Annotated in this window: 14 protein-coding genes; 8 read left to right on the top strand and 6 right to left on the bottom strand. The window is 48.8% G+C overall.

Translation table 11 applies throughout. From position 1 onward, the window contains the following. Positions 1–9: 9 nt before the first annotated feature. The 3 genes from FT643_RS21125 to folE2 all read right to left on the bottom strand — a co-directional run bounded on the left by FT643_RS21125 (position 10) and on the right by folE2 (position 6398). Positions 10–1632: a hypothetical protein gene (locus FT643_RS21125; protein ID WP_198043772.1), complete on the bottom strand. Its 1623-nt coding sequence runs from the start codon at positions 1630–1632 to the stop codon at positions 10–12. Between the two features lie 17 nt (positions 1633–1649). After that, positions 1650–5147, bottom strand: a complete 3498-nt coding sequence (locus FT643_RS21120; protein ID WP_156873408.1) for a BadF/BadG/BcrA/BcrD ATPase family protein — start codon at positions 5145–5147, stop codon at positions 1650–1652. 318 nt (positions 5148–5465) lie between these two features. After that, a complete protein-coding gene (gene folE2, locus FT643_RS21115; protein WP_317622094.1) occupies positions 5466–6398 on the bottom strand; it encodes a GTP cyclohydrolase FolE2 in 933 nt (310 codons plus the stop codon). Between the two features lie 443 nt (positions 6399–6841). Here folE2 and FT643_RS21110 point away from each other — a divergent pair, with 443 nt between their 5' ends. The 4 genes from FT643_RS21110 (at position 6842) to FT643_RS21095 (ending at position 11075) form a co-directional block, all read left to right on the top strand. Beyond that, the gene (locus FT643_RS21110; RefSeq protein ID WP_156873407.1) at positions 6842–7564 is read left to right on the top strand and encodes a BPSS1780 family membrane protein; all 723 of its coding nucleotides are present in this window, start codon (positions 6842–6844) and stop codon (positions 7562–7564) included. A gap of 121 nt (positions 7565–7685) precedes the next feature. Further along, positions 7686–8345: a lytic transglycosylase domain-containing protein gene (locus FT643_RS21105; protein WP_156873406.1), complete on the top strand. Its 660-nt coding sequence runs from the start codon at positions 7686–7688 to the stop codon at positions 8343–8345. 89 nt (positions 8346–8434) lie between these two features. Then, entirely contained in the window at positions 8435–9025 is a 591-nt protein-coding gene (locus tag FT643_RS21100; RefSeq protein WP_156873405.1) for a LemA family protein, read from the top strand. Positions 9026–9098: 73 nt separating this feature from the next. After that, a complete protein-coding gene (locus FT643_RS21095; protein WP_156873404.1) occupies positions 9099–11075 on the top strand; it encodes a M48 family metallopeptidase in 1977 nt (658 codons plus the stop codon). On the opposite strand, the gene FT643_RS21090 is transcribed toward FT643_RS21095, so the two are convergent. Beyond that, positions 11072–12265 carry a GNAT family N-acetyltransferase gene (locus tag FT643_RS21090; RefSeq protein ID WP_156873403.1) on the bottom strand — a complete coding sequence of 398 codons (1194 nt, stop codon included), beginning with the start codon at positions 12263–12265 and terminating at the stop codon, positions 11072–11074. The two genes, FT643_RS21095 and FT643_RS21090, sit on opposite strands and share 4 nt — an antisense overlap. A gap of 138 nt (positions 12266–12403) precedes the next feature. Between FT643_RS21090 and FT643_RS21085 the strand changes: the two genes are divergently transcribed. From FT643_RS21085 to rhlB, 3 genes are all read left to right on the top strand, one after another. After that, positions 12404–12715, top strand: a complete 312-nt coding sequence (locus FT643_RS21085) for a cupin domain-containing protein (protein ID WP_156873402.1) — start codon at positions 12404–12406, stop codon at positions 12713–12715. 59 nt (positions 12716–12774) lie between these two features. Next, the gene (locus FT643_RS21080; protein WP_156873401.1) at positions 12775–13368 is read left to right on the top strand and encodes a DUF938 domain-containing protein; all 594 of its coding nucleotides are present in this window, start codon (positions 12775–12777) and stop codon (positions 13366–13368) included. A 93-nt stretch (positions 13369–13461) separates the two neighbouring features. Next, a complete protein-coding gene (gene rhlB / locus FT643_RS21075) occupies positions 13462–14763 on the top strand; it encodes an ATP-dependent RNA helicase RhlB (protein ID WP_198043770.1) in 1302 nt (433 codons plus the stop codon). Positions 14764–14845: 82 nt separating this feature from the next. On the opposite strand, the gene FT643_RS21070 is transcribed toward rhlB, so the two are convergent. Together FT643_RS21070 and FT643_RS21065 are read right to left on the bottom strand one after the other, a co-directional pair. Then, the gene (locus FT643_RS21070; RefSeq protein ID WP_156873399.1) at positions 14846–15298 is read right to left on the bottom strand and encodes a MarR family winged helix-turn-helix transcriptional regulator; all 453 of its coding nucleotides are present in this window, start codon (positions 15296–15298) and stop codon (positions 14846–14848) included. A 24-nt stretch (positions 15299–15322) separates the two neighbouring features. Then, entirely contained in the window at positions 15323–16231 is a 909-nt protein-coding gene (locus tag FT643_RS21065; protein WP_156873398.1) for an acyltransferase, read from the bottom strand. A gap of 542 nt (positions 16232–16773) precedes the next feature. Here FT643_RS21065 and FT643_RS21060 point away from each other — a divergent pair. Beyond that, on the top strand, positions 16774–18180 hold the full coding sequence (locus tag FT643_RS21060) for a hypothetical protein (RefSeq protein ID WP_156873397.1): 1407 nt from the start codon (positions 16774–16776) through the stop codon (positions 18178–18180). Positions 18181–18278: the final 98 nt, after the last annotated feature.

Here is an 18278-nt window from a genome sequence, read left to right as displayed (position 1 = left end):
ACGGATTGCCTACACACCCGCCACCTCATGAATGACGTTGATCGCTGTGCAGCCAGAAACATGGGGACTGTGGTGTAACGGATGGTTCGCCCGACTGGTGGACAAACGTTTATAGAAATTATCCGGATCGACTTTAGCCTTTTCCAGCAGTGCCTGAGCCTGGGCTTCAACCAATTTTCTCGCCTTGAACAATTGCATCTGCACCCGGCTTTGCACGTTCACCGCACCGTCGCCACTGGTCTCGATAGGCAGGAATATAGCATCCGGGTAGCGTTCGGTAATAATCGATTGCACACCATCCGATACCCCACTGGACGGCATGCACCCGAATGGTTTAACACTGATGGTCATGTCGGATTTTTTATCTTTGACGTTTAAAATGAGTTTTCCGACCTCCATGTGCCCTTCGCCGCCCCGCAGATTATTGTCGTAATAATCGTGGGCGACCTTCGCGATCTTATCCATATCCGAAAGCTTATAACCCTTCAGCCCCATAAACCGTGCTACCGTTTTAAACATCATCGGCAAGGCTTTTTCACCCAATTTAATCATTGCCAGACGTTTACGGACGCTGACGCCTTCCAGCGCAAATTTACTGCCTCCGTCACCCCCTTTGTCGACCCCCCTCAAACCGGAGCGATCCAGCGTGTCGTAACGCGCCTGCCATAATAAATACTGTACCCAGGCCGTAACCGGTTGCACTTCTACTTCTGCGCCTTCCTGCTCCAGAAAACGTTGCAGATGGTAGTTCCCGTCCCCCTCCGTCGTCATCGCCCAAAACTCACCGATAATAGACACCTTCGGTTTTACCTTGGAGCGATCCACTTTAATTGCACTGAATTCCGCTTTTGCTTTACGCAAGGATTTTACAAACCCACTATTGCTGCGCAGTGCTTCCGATATGAAATTCTTACTGTTTTGCAGCGCACGATCCGTTGCGCCTGGCTCGACTTCATAGGGGCGAATCCGGTATGCCAAGGCATTAATCACGTCGCCTGCCACAATCCCTTTACCCATATTCAGCACAAAACTAAGGCCCAAGTCCAAACCCTGGTCGCCTCCGGCAGCTTGCTTTATACCTTTTGTCTGCTCAAACATGATTACACGAAAACCATCGAAACCGGCATCCCGCAACGCCTTGCGATATTCAGTTACATAAGTGCCGAAACGGCAGGGTCCGCAAGAGCCGATCGTGGCGAACAAATATTTTTCTATAATTTCTTCTTTGGGTATGCCGCTGTTCCGCAATCCGATCAGATATTTAACCAGGTTGCCCACAGTAAAATAGGTCGGATTGCATTGCCCGCGGTTGCCGTACTCTCGGCCCACCTGCAGTGCCTTGTTATCGGGAATATCCAGGGCGATGACATTATAACCAGCGCCGGTAAAAGCCGACTGAATAAAAAAGTCGTGTGCCGCAGTTAACCCGGCAAACAAAATGGTGGTCGAGGCACGCTGCGCAGCGGTAAATTCATTGGGAACAGGGTCGTGCCAATGTTCTATTTGGTCTGCAACAATCCCAGGGGTAGAGGAAGGTAAAGCGGATGGCGGATTGAATAGGGCAACGGAACTATTTGCGTCTACCAATTGGATCCGATTGTTTGTAGCGTTTTTTTGTGTGGCCGTTTCCATAACACACTCCTTACTGGTTAATCCACCATCATCACATCGATACGATTTCTAGCCGGTTCAAATTCTGGCGTGAAGGTTTTTACTTTTTGTTTTAGCTGGATGGCTGGGGTAGCAGGCTGAGTTGTTCCCAATGCCGCCTTATCCGCCAGCGCTTCCTGTCTCATCATTAGCGTATGCGCATACGTTTTTACGCGAATTTTAATTGAGCCCGACGGCCGATTCGCGTCGATATCATGCAATGCCGAATAAGGCGTATTAGAAGCACCAATAATACTGTCGATCATGCCATAGGTCGGGGCATCGTGGCCGCATTTAAAGCTCGACAAATCCAGCACCGCCACATTTGGATGACGGGCGGCGAACTTTGCTGCCCAGACCTTCTGCACACTGTTAACAGAGTAGTTTTCCGGCCACACATCATTAATTTCAAGCGGGGAGTTAATACGCCCCGACTCCAGGTCCTGCCGGAAGAAGCGATGCAGGTACGTTTTGTCTTTAGGGATTGAGCGCATACTGATAATGGGATAACCCAACGCCTGGAATTCCTCTAACACCCCGTGATTTAAACCCAAATCGTTGTGATAGGGCCGACCCAACATCAAAATCGCCATACGATTTTCCTGTTCCACCTGGTCAAGTATATCGCGACATTTTTCCTGCAAGAACTCATCGAATTTATCCAGTGCTATAAAGCCCTGATCTACAGCAAAATCACTCTCATCCTCAGTAATACCCAGAATATCTGCAAACTGCTCATACATGCGTTTCTTCAGCAGCAACGGTTCCATCAGGCTCAGAGCCGGATTCACATACTCAATATTGCGCTCAGCAAAAAAGTCGGTTTCTTTGGTAAATGCGGATTTAATGACTGCCGGGGTTCCGGCCACAATCGGACAGCAAGCAGTGTCCATGACATTTTCAACAAATGTCGGTATGTGGGTTAGTGCCGGAAAGAAAATATAGTTAAGCGGCTTTTTCGCGTGGTGCACAAACAACAGATTGTGCACGTGAGCCTGAACGACTTTCGATGGATAACAAGGATCAACCGCGCCGTACTTGCCACCCGATTGAAATAGCTCTTCGGTCGTTTCATCGGAAAATACGATGTTTCTGGGGCTCAGACCTAAGGCTTCAAAATAGGTTCGCCACAGTGGCCCAGTGCTGTACAAGTTTAATGCGCGCGGTATCCCGATACGGATTGACTTGCGCCGTTCCGCCGCTGCCGCATCGGATCTTTCAAAGCCGCGCACAATTCTTTTGTGTTTTATTTTACCGAACAAGCTTTTTTTGACTTCGATATCCTGACGCGGTGAACCGGCATCGGGCAAATCTCCCGCTTTATAAAACGGGTTAAAGCAAAGCTTGCTTTCCGTTTCAACCAGGTTGGGGTAGCGGGTCATGCGCGTTTTACGCTCTTTATTCAGCTTTCGCAGCGCGTCATAATCTTCTACTGTGCCCTTCTCACAGGAAAAGCCGGAGATATAACGCGCCGACTGCCCACTGTCGGACTGCGTATCAATAAAGGTACGAGAACAATCGTTTGCACAAAAGTGACAGCGGGTGGTTTCGTCATTGGTCGAGGTATATTTGAGGTTGATCGCATTATCCAACCCCACAAAAGAGGTATACCCTTTTCGCGTCACTACTCGCAACGCTTCATAAGCGGCGCCGATTGCTCCGGCTTCACCGGTATGCGGGTGCACATGCACTTCGGCATCGGGCACACGTTCTTTAATATAATCGACCTGTGATTTGACCGCTGCCAGATTGTTTTGGGTGCCGCCCTGCAAAACAAAGACCCTGCCGAGCTCGGCCATACGCGGTATCTGCACTACGTATTGCCAGACGTTTTTTGGCAATACTAATGCCAAGCCCGCCAGCAATTCGTTGGCGGAGTAGCCTTCTTTTTGAAAATTCACGCGATCCGAATCCAGAAACACCGCGCAGCCGTAACTGAAATTTGGGGATAGATCCGCCTCAAAAGCACGATCAGCGTATTCCGTTACCGGTATACCGAACTGATCCGCCATAGCTTGTAACAGCATACCGTTCCCGGCGCTGCACGAATTCGAAAGGCGGAAATTTTTGATATCCCCTTTGTGCAAAAACAGCACTTTTATGTCCTGCCCGCCGATATCACAAATCACATCCGCATCCGGAAAAAAGTGGGTAGCGCTTTTCATGTGAGCGACAGTTTCAACTATATTACTGTCCGCTGCCAGCGCGGTTTCCAGCACATCGCCCGCGTATCCGGTCACCCCGAACCCACAAATATCCAGACTGGCAGACTGCTCGGACGCCCACGTCTTTAATTGCGCGAACATATCCTGCATATCTGAAATGGGATTACCTTTAGAGAGGCGATAGACTTTTTTAAGAATTTCGCCCTGCTCATCAATCAAAACCAACTTACTGGATGTCGAGCCACCATCCAGCCCAATCACGCCGCGGATCACCTGATTACTGCTGATGGTTGCCGCTTTGAATTTAGGCGCTGCATACAGGTCAACAAAGAACGATTTCTCGTTCGGATTTGCCACCAGTCCCGGACCGGCAGAATTTCCCAGCTGCGCTTTACGGCCATGGTTAATAAATTCTTTCAAGCCTTCCAGTCCAGCGTATTGACCGACATTCGCTTGTTCATGGGAGCCATATAAAACAGCACCGAACGCCGCATAAAGCTCAGCGTTGTCCGGTACAAAAATCATCTCTTCAATCGGTACATCTTTTGCGTATTGGTAGCCCCGCTCGTCCCAGGTCTGCGGGATTCTGTAGCGCCAACACTCTTGCAGAAACGGCAGATAGGTATTCGGCCCACCCAACAACAGCACCCGTGTGCGCAACGTATTACCGCGTGTAAGTACAGAGATATTCTGTTGGACAATCGCGTCGGCCAGAGAGCATAGGATTTCTTCTTTAGGAATACCGCTTTTCACCAGGTTTACGATATCGGTTTCCGCAAACACACCGCATTTAGCCGCTACGTGATGCAAATGCTCCGTGTCGAAGTGCAAATTCGCCACTTCTTCCAGCGGCATTCCCACTTTTATAAAACATTTGTCTATGGTCGCGCCGGTTCCCGAGGCACATTTATCGTTCATAGACGTAATGGCCTGCTTTTCACCGGTTTCGGGATTTTCTTTAAAGATGATGATTTTTGCATCCTGCCCGCCCAGCTCGATCACGCTGCCGACTTCGGGATGGTAATATTCCACCGCCATTGTCACCGCGTTGACCTCCTGCACAAAGCGCCCGCCAATATGCGGAGCAATCGGGGACGAGCCCGAGCCGGTGGCAAAAATGCGAAATGCGTTATTGGAAGGAGGGAATTTAGACTCGATGTCCTGCATCATTTCGAGTACTTTTTCGGCCTGCTTGGTTTCGTGCCGTCGATACTGATGCCACAAGATCTGCTTGGTTTCTGCGTCCACCACTACGGCTTTTACCGTGGTGGAACCCACATCAACTCCGATGATTAGGGATCGTAAATCCGTCGTTGAATCGAGGTTTGGCAAATCCGTTCTCCAGGTCAGTTCTTATTTTTCTTGCGCGACCACTACCCAAAAGTCCGCAACCTGCGTCCAGCATCACTCTGTGCCGTTGAGTCTCGCACAGGCTTCCGTGCGATGTAAACAGCCGTCCAAGCGGGATGGCACCTACACCACTAAAGCGGCGTTCCGGCTCGCCTTTATGACCACACTAGCAACGAAGTGTCACCCGCAACACCAAAATTCCATAAAAAAAGCCGCACCCAGAAGGGGTACGGCTTTTAATATTAAACTTGTTTCGATGTCGCCAGGCCAGATTGGCAAATCTGACCCGCACCTTGTAGATCAAGGTTTGGGCAAATATCCGCCTTTTATGCCTTTGCTAACAATGGCCACGGCGTTGTGAGCATGCAGACTCTCAAGATGATTCACTCTCAACCAGAAATCCTGATAGGACTCGTGCTCGTTTAGTACGGTTTGTATACGGCGGGCCGCATCTTCACAAAACATCAGATTCTGACCATTTAGCAGAGCAAACTCTTGCTCATCTTCACGCTTAACTGCGGTCTGGACCGGTGTTTTAAGAGCGTCTTCAACCACATCAATCAACTCTTCCAGTGGAAAATCATCGGTATCCTCTGATAGCTGGACTTTGATTTCGGCAACACTGCGTTGGCTATGAGGGGTTGCAACAATGCCCTGCTCGGTGCCAAGCCACCCATGCACTTCTTCAGCAGATATCGGGTCATGACCGGCAAAATCCTTGCGGAATTGCTGTTGGATCAATTGCCGGGCCAAAGCTGCAGAACAAGGACAAGTAGAGGAATAAGGGATTTCCACATGCAGCTCGAACTGGAAGCCCTCAGGTGATTCGCTCGCTACAATACGGGCGGGGTACGCCTTCCAACCACTGAACTCGCTTTTGAGCGCCGGTCGACGAGCCAGAAACTCAAAGCGGAAATCCACAAACGCCTGGTCACTCAGGCCTTCATGGGATTCCAGAAAACGCCGCAGAATATCGCGCAAACCACGGGCAGTCATAGTTTGACTGCAAACTTCATCCAGCAGCAGATAAAGCCGCGACATGTGGATGCCTTTCGCCTCTGGGTTAATCAGGTTTACATACGCCTGAGCTTTCGCAACGGCGTGTGCCACGGCCCCGTTACGCGTAGGAATAGCGAGTGGAACATCGATTTCGCTCATGCCGACCCAATCCAGCGCTACGGATGCTTTGGCCTGAGATGCGACGGCGATGTCAGGCATTGATCTGCTGCCCATTGCTGATATATCCAAATATTTCATAAAGTCAGAGGACTCCTCCAGGCAAAACCCTGAAACTCTTCCGGTGATTCCGGTCACGGTTTCGAATACCTGGACAATTAATCCATAGGGTCAGGCTCTTTACAAGCGCTGAAAATGACGCCGGATTTTATAACAAACTGAGCCAAGACTGAAATTTAGTTGACTAAGCACCTAATGCATTAAACTCATTGGGGGATAATACCCATATTTATCAGCTTGTTAATAGATTTTAATCTACCACGGGCGCAACGTGTTGATAGTTTTCCTGCCCGTGGGCCGATAGACATTTTTGATCACATACATGCGAAAAGTGCCACCCAAAGCGCGAATCATTTGCAAACCGGAAAAACATATCAGAACCTATCCCGTCATTCGAAGCCAAACCAAACAATATCTCTAACAAGAACGGAGCACGCAGTATGGCCCGCGCACCCCATGAATCACCCTCCCCTCAGGTGGTTATCCGAACGGTTGCCGCGACCCATGGCAAAGAGTGGGTATTAGCCGCCTGGTTGTTATTCAAACAAGCGCCCTGGCCAGTACTCGGCAGCTGGGTCGTAGTAATGGTGCTGACTGTTACTGCGAGTGCAGCGCTGCCGATTATTGGAACCGTGTGCACACCGGCTCTCTTCGCCGGATTTGCCAGCGCGGTTGACCGTTTGCGAAATGGCAGGCGCATTGATATCGCGGATCTGCTGCAAGGGCTGCAACACCGAGGTATTCCATTGCTCATATTGGGGGTATTGCTTATTTTGACTACCGGAGTGATTGCCCTATTGATAGCTGCCATCGCAGCGGTGATGCTCAGCGCCATGAATCAAGGACATATGACTTTAATTCTGGCCGCAACAATGGTATGCGTTCTAATCGGTTTAGCGCTGGCATTCGTGGTTGTGTTTGCTATGACCTGGGCGCCCTGTTTGGTTTATTTTAATCATCAAAGTCCGACAGAGGCCTTAAAAAGCGCCATCCTGGGCATGCTCAAAAATATGAAAGCATGCTTTATATATAGCCTTTTGGTCTTGCTTTTATACCTCGGGGTTTTATTGACTGCCGGTATCGGGATCTTACTGGTGGGTCCTTTACTCATGGTCGCAATGTATACCAGCTACAGGGATGTTTTTGTGGACTATAAAGATTAGCTAAATGCCTTATTTAACAGGCCAGAATTGCCGGCAAAAATACAGAATAACAACAAAATAAAAACCCCTTTGCAGCAAACACCCCCTACCATAGACGACAATCAAATTTCGTCTTGAGACTATGTCCCGGCTATTCGTTTTATTACTACTTATACTGTCTGCATTCCCGTGTTACAGCGAAGATTTGTTCACCAAAGCAGCAACAGCGAACGGCATCAGCCCCGCCCTCTTGCGCTCCATTGCAGAAATGGAATCGCAAGTTAATCCGTGGGCGGTCAACTTGAACCGAGAAGGGTTTATCCCTTCCACCAAAGCGGATGCCATTGACCTGGTGCAGCAGGCCCGTAACAAGCCCTGGCTTTTACGGGTGGACTACAAAGAAGAATCGCATCGGTTATTTTTTACCAGCAGCAAAGACGCCACAGCCGCTTTGTCCGATATCCGCTCCGGAGCAAACCTTCTTGGGATCGAAGCACCACACCAATGGGAAATCCGCCTGCTTGACACCCGCAGCGTTGATATCGGTCTAATGCAGATAAATTGGAAATTCCACGGACGCCATTTTGATTCACTGGATGAGTTATTTGAGCCCAGGGCCAATATAAACTATGCCGCGCGCTATCTGGGCAGTTTAATCAAACGCCATGGAGACGTAGAAAACGCGGTAGCGCACTACCATAGCAATACTGAAAAATTTCAGGATATCTACCTTAAGGGATTTCTGCCAATTTATCAGCGCCAGCTACTATCGATCAATACCGCGGTAACCGCTGTACCTTAACCAATCAATTTGAGTAAACTTGCTCCATTCTGTGCCCTGCCGCTGTCTATAACGGTAACGTAGCTGGATACATTCAAAAGGAGAAAAGCATGTCTATCGGTTTCATCGTCACCTTGGTTGCGATCGCTATTATCGTTATCTATTTCATCACCATTTACAACAAGCTGGTAGCACTGAAAAACCGCTTCAAGAACGCCTTTTCCCAGATCGATGTGCAACTGCAAAGGCGTTATGACCTGATCCCCAACCTGGTGGAAACCGCCAAAAAATATATGTCCCACGAGCGGGAAACCCTCACCGCCGTTATAGAAGCCCGCAATCAGGCGCTGGCCGCATCGAAAGCCGCTGCCAGCCATCCTGATGACGGCTCTGCCATGCGAAACCTATCCGGAGCCGAATCCCTGCTCGGGGGCGCGTTGGGCAAATTATTTGCCCTATCAGAAAGCTACCCGGACCTGAAAGCCAATACCACCATGACCCAGCTAATGGAAGAACTGTCCTCCACTGAAAATCGTATCGCCTTTGCCCGCCAGGCGTTTAATGATTCGGTTATGGAATACAACACGTACCGGGAACAATTTCCCAACAGCCTTGTAGCCGGGGGACGATTCCAGCCCGCTGAACTTCTGGAAATTGAGGATCCGGCGGCGAAAAAAAGTGTAAAAGTCGATTTTGGCTAAGTGACTATTGCCCGCCAGACAGGCAGGTAATCTCACACACCCTGAAACCCAATCTTTGTACTGGTAGAATTCCATGAGTTTTTTTGAGAACCAGGATCGGGCCAGAAAAAAAACAGGATTACTTGTTTTTTACTTCTGCACCGCAGTGCTGCTGATTATTGCAGCAGTCAATATTGCTATCTATTTCATCTTATTTTTGGCTAATCAGCAAAAATTTTCCTTTGGCTATTGGCTAACCACAGGCACATGCTGGTGGATTGCATTGGCCACCCTGATCATCATCGCTGGAGGTAGCCTGGTACGCATGGCCCAATTGGGCAAGGGCGGCGTATCGGTTGCACTCATGGCCGGTGGCACACCTCTGAACCCCGACACCAGCGATCACCAGGAACAAACCCTGATCAACGTTATAGAAGAAATGGCGATCGCCTCAGGCAGCCATGTTCCCCGCGTTTTCATAATGCGTGAAGAAGAAGGCATCAATGCTTTTGTGGCGGGCACTCAAGCCAATAACACCGTGTTAGCGATTACACAAGGAGCACTCGATAAGCTCACCCGGGATGAATTGCAAGGCGTCATAGGCCATGAGTTTTCACACATTCTGAACGGTGACATGAGCCTGAACGTGCGCTTATTGGGTATTCTGGGCGGCATTCTGATGATCGGACAAATCGGAGAGTTCTTGATGCGGGGAAACCGCAGTCAAATTGTCCTGCATGGATCAAGTAGACGCATAGGCAATAAGTTGATGCCCCTTGCCCTGGTGTTAATCGTAGTGGGCTATATTGGATTATTTTTTGGTCGACTGATCAAAGCGGCTATATCCCGCCAGCGCGAATTCCTTGCCGACGCTTCGTCAGTCCAGTTCACCCGTAGCCCAGAAGGTATCGCCAGTGCGTTGTACGCCATCCAATACCATGCCGGCCAAGGCTTTCTGATGAATCGTCATGCAGAAGATATGAGCCACATGTGCTTCGGGGATAGCGTCAAAGTGAGAATGAGCAGAATTTTGGCTACCCACCCGCCCATTGAAGATCGCATCCGGTCCATCGACCCGGGGCTGCTGCCGCGCCTGAAAGCGCGCTTTAAAAAACGCAGTGAATCGGGCCATTTGAAAGCGGGTCGTGCAAGGGGATATTCCCAATCCCCCCTACAACCGGAGGCCGATAATCAGTTCCAGCCGGACAACATCACGGCCCTTGTAAACGCGAACACCTCCTCCCTGTCACCTGAAGCCATCGCAGCATCAATGAAAGACTCGATTGGCCATCCGACACCGGATCATCACTATTACGCTCACTCTCTTCACCAAGGATTCCACCAAGGCCTTAGAGAAACCGCACACAACCCGAAATTGGCCCCGGTTATTCTGTATGGCCTGCTACTCACGGAAACCAGGCTCACTTCGACCGCCCCCCCCGTGATAAAAATTCTGGAGCAAGACGACCACTGGACTCGACTGGGAGAACATACGCAAGCGTTTCAGGCGATCGTCAATGAACTCCCGGTTGAATACCGCCTTCCACTGCTGGAAATAGCAATTAATACCCTAAAAACCTCGCCACCGGAAATACGAAAGCAGGTTATTGAGACCTGTTTCCTTCTGATCAAGGCAGACCAACGGATCACGCTGTCAGAGTTTGTTTTCACTTATCTGGTAAAACAGGGCCTAAGTGAAATAAGACGGCCGCCCCGGAATATTTATTCACTGACTAAAGCAGAAGATGCACTGGGGACGCTGTTCAATGCCCTGGTAAAAAGCAGCGGGGAAAGCGCTGAACGTCAAAAGCAAAACCTTACCGCCATCATGGGTAATTTCAGTGAACAGGATGCCAGTCATTTCCTGAATACGACACCCAGCGCAATGGGATTGAACACGGCGCTGGAACGCCTAAACCGATTAACGCCACTGCTTAAAGAACCGGTAGTGAATGCCTGCGTGGACTGCATACTGCACGATAAAAAAGCCGTCATAAAAGAAATTGAGCTGTTAAGGGCTGTTTGTGCGGCCTTGGACTGCCCGATGCCCCCAGTGCTGGAACATCACTAATTTTCAGTGATCTTAAACGGCAGATATTCAGTGGCATTTTCCTGATATTGCTGCATATGCTGCTGTTCCGACTGAAGGTATTGCGCAATTGCGTGCCGGAATCCGCTATGACTAATGTAATGCCACGAGGTAGTCGTAACGGGCTCAAAGCCCCGGATCAATTTGTGCTCGCCCTGCGTGCCCGGGTCAAAACGGGATAACCCGCGCTCGATACAGAACTCAATCCCTTGGTAAAAACAGGCCTCGAAGTGTAAGCAGTCTATATTCTCGATAGCTCCCCAATGGCGCCCATACAATACCTTGGCATCGAAAAAGCAAAGAGAACCACCAATGAACCGCCCTTCCTTATAGGCTTGCACCATCAATACATTATTCGCCAGTGTTCTGCCAATTCGCTGAAAAAAAGCCAAGTTCAAATGCGGTTCCATGCCCCGCTGATGATAGGTATTACAATAGAATTGAAAATAGTCTAACCAATCTTGCTCATTCAACTCCGTTCCCGTAACACGGCAAAGCGTCACACCCTGCTCCATTACTTTCTGCCGTTCCCGGCGCAGACTCTTTCGCTTACGGGATTTCAGCGTGGCGAGGAAATCATCAAAATGGTTGTAGCCCCGGTTGTTCCAATGAAACTGCGTATCTCGGCGAGACAACAACAGACCGTCCGGGTTAGCCGGTGGCGCCTGCTCCGAAAACAGCAAATGCCAGCTGGAATCAGCACCTGATTTGATCTGCGTCCGGATAACGTCAAAGACTTGCTTCCACAGTTCCGATTGGTCGTAACCCTCTGCGGCCCACCAACGGGGACCTGAACTGGGTGTAAACGGTATAGAAGTCACCAGTTTGGGATAATAACGCAACCCGTTCCGATGATAAGCATCAGCCCAGTTCTGATCGAACACAAATTCACCCCAAGAGTGGGCTTTACGATACAGCGGCAGATAGAACACTGGGGCACCTGCGTCTTCCAACCACAGATGGCAAGGCTGCCAGCCGGTTTCGGCGGCAACGCAACCGGTCTCCTCCAGGGCGCTCAAAAATGCCTCATTCAAAAATGGGTTGGCGTTAGCGGACGGGAGCTGCTGTATTAATGACAAAGGTAAATCCGAAAAACGAGCTGATTGTTTAACCACCATATCTGTACTCACCCACACCAAAACGATGATCAATAACTGAACTTTTAATGCCAATCGCAAGAAACGTGTTGATATTTTCCCTGAAAATGGTATTCATTTAAGTAGAAATAGAATAAACCACAATAATAAAGCAATAAGCACGGGGAATGCTAAGGATGACCAACTTGTATAGGCAAACTAAAGGACGTAGGTATGAGCTTATTTCAGGACAAGTCGGATTACTTTCTAAAAGGTGACGACCAGTTAGACGTCTTCCACCTTCGCCCTCATGGCTGCGACGTTATGTTCAGCCATTATGAAGCCGACACCCAAAATCTCTCTGTCAGTAATTCCACTCAGTGTAAATGCCTGGTTATTCAAGGTAGCGTCTCTCTCAACCTTAATCAGAACCAGCAGGATTTCACCACCGGAGAATGGTTCGAAATTCCGGCCAACACGCTGCACGACGTTCATTATCTGACGGATTGCTCGATAATAGAATTCTGGTTTGAGGCCAAGCACTAAACCCGGTTTGATACCGGCACCCGGCTTACGCTATGCTGGCTCCGCTATAGGAGCCCCGTATGAACAAACCGTTTTCACAAGCATGCGAAAATAATAAAGCCCCCATTCTTTCCGTACTTCAGCACCACCTAAAGGCTGCGTCCAGCCTGCTGGAAGTTGGCAGCGGTACCGGGCAACACGCGGCCTATATGGCAACTCACCTCCCCTACATACAATGGCAACCCTCGGACGTTGATTCGAACTTAAGCGGAATCAGGCAATGGTGTGACGAAGCGAACTGCGCTAATTTACTTCAACCGGTACCTTTCGATGTCAATATTTTGCCGCACCCGAATCAGCACCACCACCTTTTCTCAGCCAACACACTACATATAATGAGTTGGGATGAAGTACAGTCCTTGTTTAAACTCATCCCGCATCTAATTTACCCTGAAGGTTTTGCTTTTTTCTACGGACCTTTCAAATATGATGGTCAATTTACTTCGCCCAGCAATGCCGATTTTGATCTGTGGTTAAAACAACGGGGACCTCATCAGGGTATACGCGATTTTGAAGCAGTCCGGGAACTTGCAGAGCGGTCCGGATTAAGCCTGATCGACGATGTCGCTATGCCGGCTAATAACCAGCTATTGGTGTGGCGTCGGGAGCGATGAACCAGGAATCAGAATAACAGTATACTTAGCACGCAAGATGCCGCTATGCTACGAAGTCTTGCTATCGTTAAAAATGAAAGGCTATATAAAAATATGACAGAAACGGAGAATAAAGAAACCCAGCCTGCACTTCGCTTTAAAGAACTGCAGCTTGATTCTTCTTTACAGCAGGGCATTGACGATCAGGGATTCGAATTCGCCACCCCTATTCAGGCACTCTCACTACCTCACAGCTTGCAAGGTAAAGATGTTATCGGCAAAGCGCAGACCGGCACCGGCAAAACCGCGGCTTTTCTGATCACCGTCATTGACCGCCTGTTAAAAGAGCCCGAACAAGAAGAACGCTACAACGGTGAGCCCCGCGCGCTGATTTTGGCCCCCACACGGGAGCTGGCCATGCAGATTGAGAAAGATGCCGCCACCCTTATCAAGCACACGCCCGTGACCTTGATGAGCATCGTTGGCGGTATGGATTACCAGAAACAACAACGCAAACTGCAAAATGAAATTGTCGATATTGTTGTCGGCACCCCCGGCCGCCTGATTGATTTTGTGAAAAACCGGGATTTGTTTTTAAGCGAAGTCGAGATACTCGTTATTGACGAAGCGGATCGCATGCTGGATATGGGTTTTATACCCGATGTGAAACGATTAATTCGGGAAACTCCCTTCAAAGAATACCGTCAGACATTACTGTTCAGTGCCACGTTCACCGAAGACATCATGAACCTTTCTTCCAGCTGGACCATTAACCCTGAACAACTGGAAGTCGCTTCAGAAACCGTTGCTGCTGACACGGTAGATCAAAAGGTTTATATCGTAACGACCGAAGAAAAATTTGTGTTGTTATACAACCTGATATCCCAAAATGAACTGGAACGAGTCATGATCTTTGCAAACCGACGTGACGAAACCCGGGATTTAACGCACAAACTAAGGGACTACGGTATTAAGTGCGCAACGTTATCCGGCGATGTTCCCCAGCATAAACGGATCAAGGTTCTGGAAGGATTCCGGGAGGGCAAAATCCGTGTTTTGGTGGCAACGGATGTCGCTGGCCGGGGCATTCATATTGATGACATCTCTCATGTCGTGAATTACAGCTTGCCGGAAGACCCCGAAGATTATGTGCATCGAATCGGGCGTACCGGGCGAGCAGGTAAAAACGGAGTCAGCATAAGCTTTGCTTGCGAGGAAGATGCATTCCAGTTGCCCGCCATTGAAAAGCTATTGGGTGATAAGCTGGAATGTGTGCAGCCAGAAGAGGATTTGCTAAAGGATATTCCTGCACCCCAAATAGACAGCTCACGGCAAAATGAGCGCAGCTCACACGAGCACAAGCCACAGCGCAAACGACGCAGCCGACGACCCAGGCAGTCAAACAGCGCTAATTAAGTGGAACGGAAACAAAATACCAAGCTGCATGGCACGGTCTTTTATAAGATCCGCGCCATGCTTGGCTAGCAAGCTTGCTCGATCAAGCAGGCTGGAAAGGGTCTCCCCATTCCTGTGCCAATGCCTCTCGTAATGCGCTGACCCGATCGCTACCAATCCGCGAAGACAGCGACGTTTCAATCTCACGCAGAGCAGAAACGGCTGTACCACCCACACTCTCGCCTTTCTCGGTATAAACAACCACTTTTGCACGACGATCACTGGGATCCGGTTGCAATGTCAGATAGCCCAATTCAACCATTTCGTTAATGGTCTGGTGAATAGCCTGACGCGTAACTCCAACCCTGGCGGCAATCTCGGATGGACGAGTCACGCCCTCACCGATATTAACGAACACCAGCGATTGGGCTCGAGTAATAGCAGGCCAACCCTGTTGCTTTAGGGCGTTTTGCAGCCCTTCGTCTGCCCAATAAAAAGCTCGCATAAAAAGCTGAGCCAAATTTGTATCTACGGAGCTTCGTCCAAGTTCAGACATACTTCAAACCCTTATCAAATTAACCTAATCATTCACAGCCGACTGCGTTAGCATCGTTGCAATCAATACATCTTTCTCCAACCAAACCTGATTTACCCATTCCTGAAGCCGCGCCCGAAATACAGGATCACCTTCGTAATCGCCCTGCGCGAAATCTTCCGGAATCGGTCGTTCCTTCACCTGTACCGATATACGACGAATTCGGCCACATAACAAATCCCAAAACCCTATGGTCTTATCGTGATAAACGATCGTCACGTCCAGCATTGAACGCAACTGCCCCCCCATTGCAGATAACACAAACGCTATTCCTCCCGATTTAGGTTTTAATAGGTATCGGTACGGTGATTGTTGTGCGTCGTGCTTTTCTTGCGTAAAGCGTGTCCCCTCCAGAAAATTCATAACAGAAACCGGTACTTCTTTAAACTTCTCGCACGCTTTCCGCGTGGTTTCCATATCTTTACCCTTCATTTCAGGGTGCTTTGCTAAATACTCTTTGGTGTATCTCTTCATAAATGGGAAGTCTAACGCCCACCATGCCAATCCCAATAGAGGCACCCAGATCAACTGCTGTTTCAGAAAAAACTTCAGCATCGGAATCCTGCGATTGAAGATGCTCTGTAAAATTAATATATCGCTCCAGCTTTGGTGGTTACAACTCACCAGATACCATCCGTGATACTGCAAGTTGTCATCGCCCCGAATATCAATTTCAATCTTCTGAACTAAGGCCAAAACTGAGCGATTGATCGACATCCAGGTTTCGGCAATCTGGATTAGCACCACAACGGTCCAACGCTGCCACACCGGAACCGGGATCAGGAATTTCAGGATGGTGAACATAAACAAAGGCGTCACACACACCACGGTATTCAACGCTATGAGCGTAAATGCCAACACACCCTTAAAGGGAGCGGGCAAAAAAGACAACATATTAGAGTATTCTCCCCGGACTCAAGGTCATTCCCGAACATAAAACGACCCAAAACGTCGCCCCCTTAGTAAAGAGGCCGCACATTATGCCACAATTGTCCGAAAACTAAACGGTGAATTTAGGTGAAATTTGAGCTAATACGCTCCCCGCATGACCACATCTGGACAAGCTATTAACACCCATGGGAATCCGCGATCCCGGCCCGCTTCAACCTAATTCACTTATCAAATGTATAACAAAGACTTAGCCTTGTGTTGGCTGCTCGGCTTTGGGAAACTGATCTATGGGTCGCGTAATTGTAGTTGGCCACTTTGTATTCTGATCAGGCCAGCACATGCCAATTTCTGCACAAATAAAGCGTTCAACCTATAACAGCGACCAAAGTTCGACTATATTTAATTAGTCAAGGAGGCAATATCCAGTTATTTCATTGGTTTAGATGGAACTCATGATGGTTTTATTCACGGCTCGTGATAACACCCGTCCGGATCACAACGCTCACTACTCAAGTTAAGTCTAGAGGCACAAAGCAGGTGCATACATGAAGGTTAAAACGCAACTTACATTCAGCATTACCCTAACCTACTTGTTATTGCTTCCGGGTCTAGCATTCGCTGACACTTTTGACGATGCGGTAAATGAATACATTAAGGGCTACAAAGAATGCACTGAAGCGAATACGTTACGCAGTACTAACTTACAGGCGGCAAAACGAAAATTTGACGGTTACCTGAAACACCTGAATCGAGCAAGATCCATTGACCCCTCTATTACGACCACAACGCAGCGGGATATGGATTCCAATTTGCGATATTGCGAGCGGGTAGAAGTTAATATCAAGCGCGCAGAAGCAACCCCGATTTTGGAGAAAGGCTTTACTTATTGTGACACGGCAAAAGATGCGTTGAAAAATGGTGACGTGCAGAATGCGAACACCAACATGACCGAATACAAACGTCATCGCGATGATGCCATGATCATTACAGACAGCATCATGGAAGTCTTTGCACTGTCTTCTAAAATCCGCTCTTGTGCACGGGTTGAAGAAAAGCTGGCTGAAGCGATGCGCGAAGAGCAGCTGGTGGTTGATAAATTCAACCTCGCTATTAGCGGTTACCAGGAAGTAAATAAGCAATGCCAGGCTGCCCGCACAATGATTTCGTCACCGAACTTTAATCTGAACAAGTTAGATGACGTCAACACGCTTATGAACGAATCGGCAAAAGCCAAGAAAAGCGCACGGCAAAATGCAGAGGCTTTTACGATTATGGAGCAGCAGCCCAATCGCACACAAAGCCAGGAACTGAAAAAACAAGTTGATTCAGCTGCAAGCTGTGAGGGCCAGACCTCTGAATTTATACGGACGGCAATTAAAAACAAGCGCGCGCTGGAGAAAGATATTCTTGAGGGTATTGCCGTGCTGACAGAGGCACAAAACGCTTGCGATGCTGCCGCCAAATCCAGCATCCGCTTTACTGGAGATGCCGACGTTTCAAAAGCGGAAAGCGCCTACAATCAGTCAGCCACCCAAAAACGCAAAATCACAAGCGATAGCAAGTTATTGGGGACGGTTAAACAGTATTCAAGCTGGACTTCCAGCCAGCAATTTTCCAAATTAATGAATTCTACTGAACGCTGCCAAACAGCGACTGCAGCCAACATCAAAAAGCAGAAAGCGGCTTACGGTCAACAGCAAGATAAGGCGAAACAAGAAACCGCCCGACAAACCCAGCTGGAAAAAGAGCGTCAACAACTCGCCGAAGAGCAAGCAAAACAAGAAGCAGAGAAACGAAAGCAAGCTGAAATCGCCCGAAAACAAGCTGCAGAAGAAGCACGCAAGGCCGCGTCACTTGAAGATGTTCCTGATGACGCCGAGGTGGACGACGATGAATTTGGCAGTTTCGGAGACAATGATAGCTCTGGTGGATGGACTGACTTGGTAAAATAGGTTCAGCACAGGTGAAATAAAAAAGGTTCAATGGAATTTTCATTGAACCTTTTTTATTTGGCAATCGTTTCTGTAGAAAAAAAGCCCGCTTGTGTGCG

The organism is Ketobacter sp. MCCC 1A13808, assembly GCF_009746715.1.
In the GTDB taxonomy this organism is placed as follows: Bacteria; Pseudomonadota; Gammaproteobacteria; order Pseudomonadales; family Ketobacteraceae; genus Ketobacter.
Note: the sequence above shows the minus strand (reverse complement) of the source record. Positions and strands in the feature narration are given on the sequence as shown.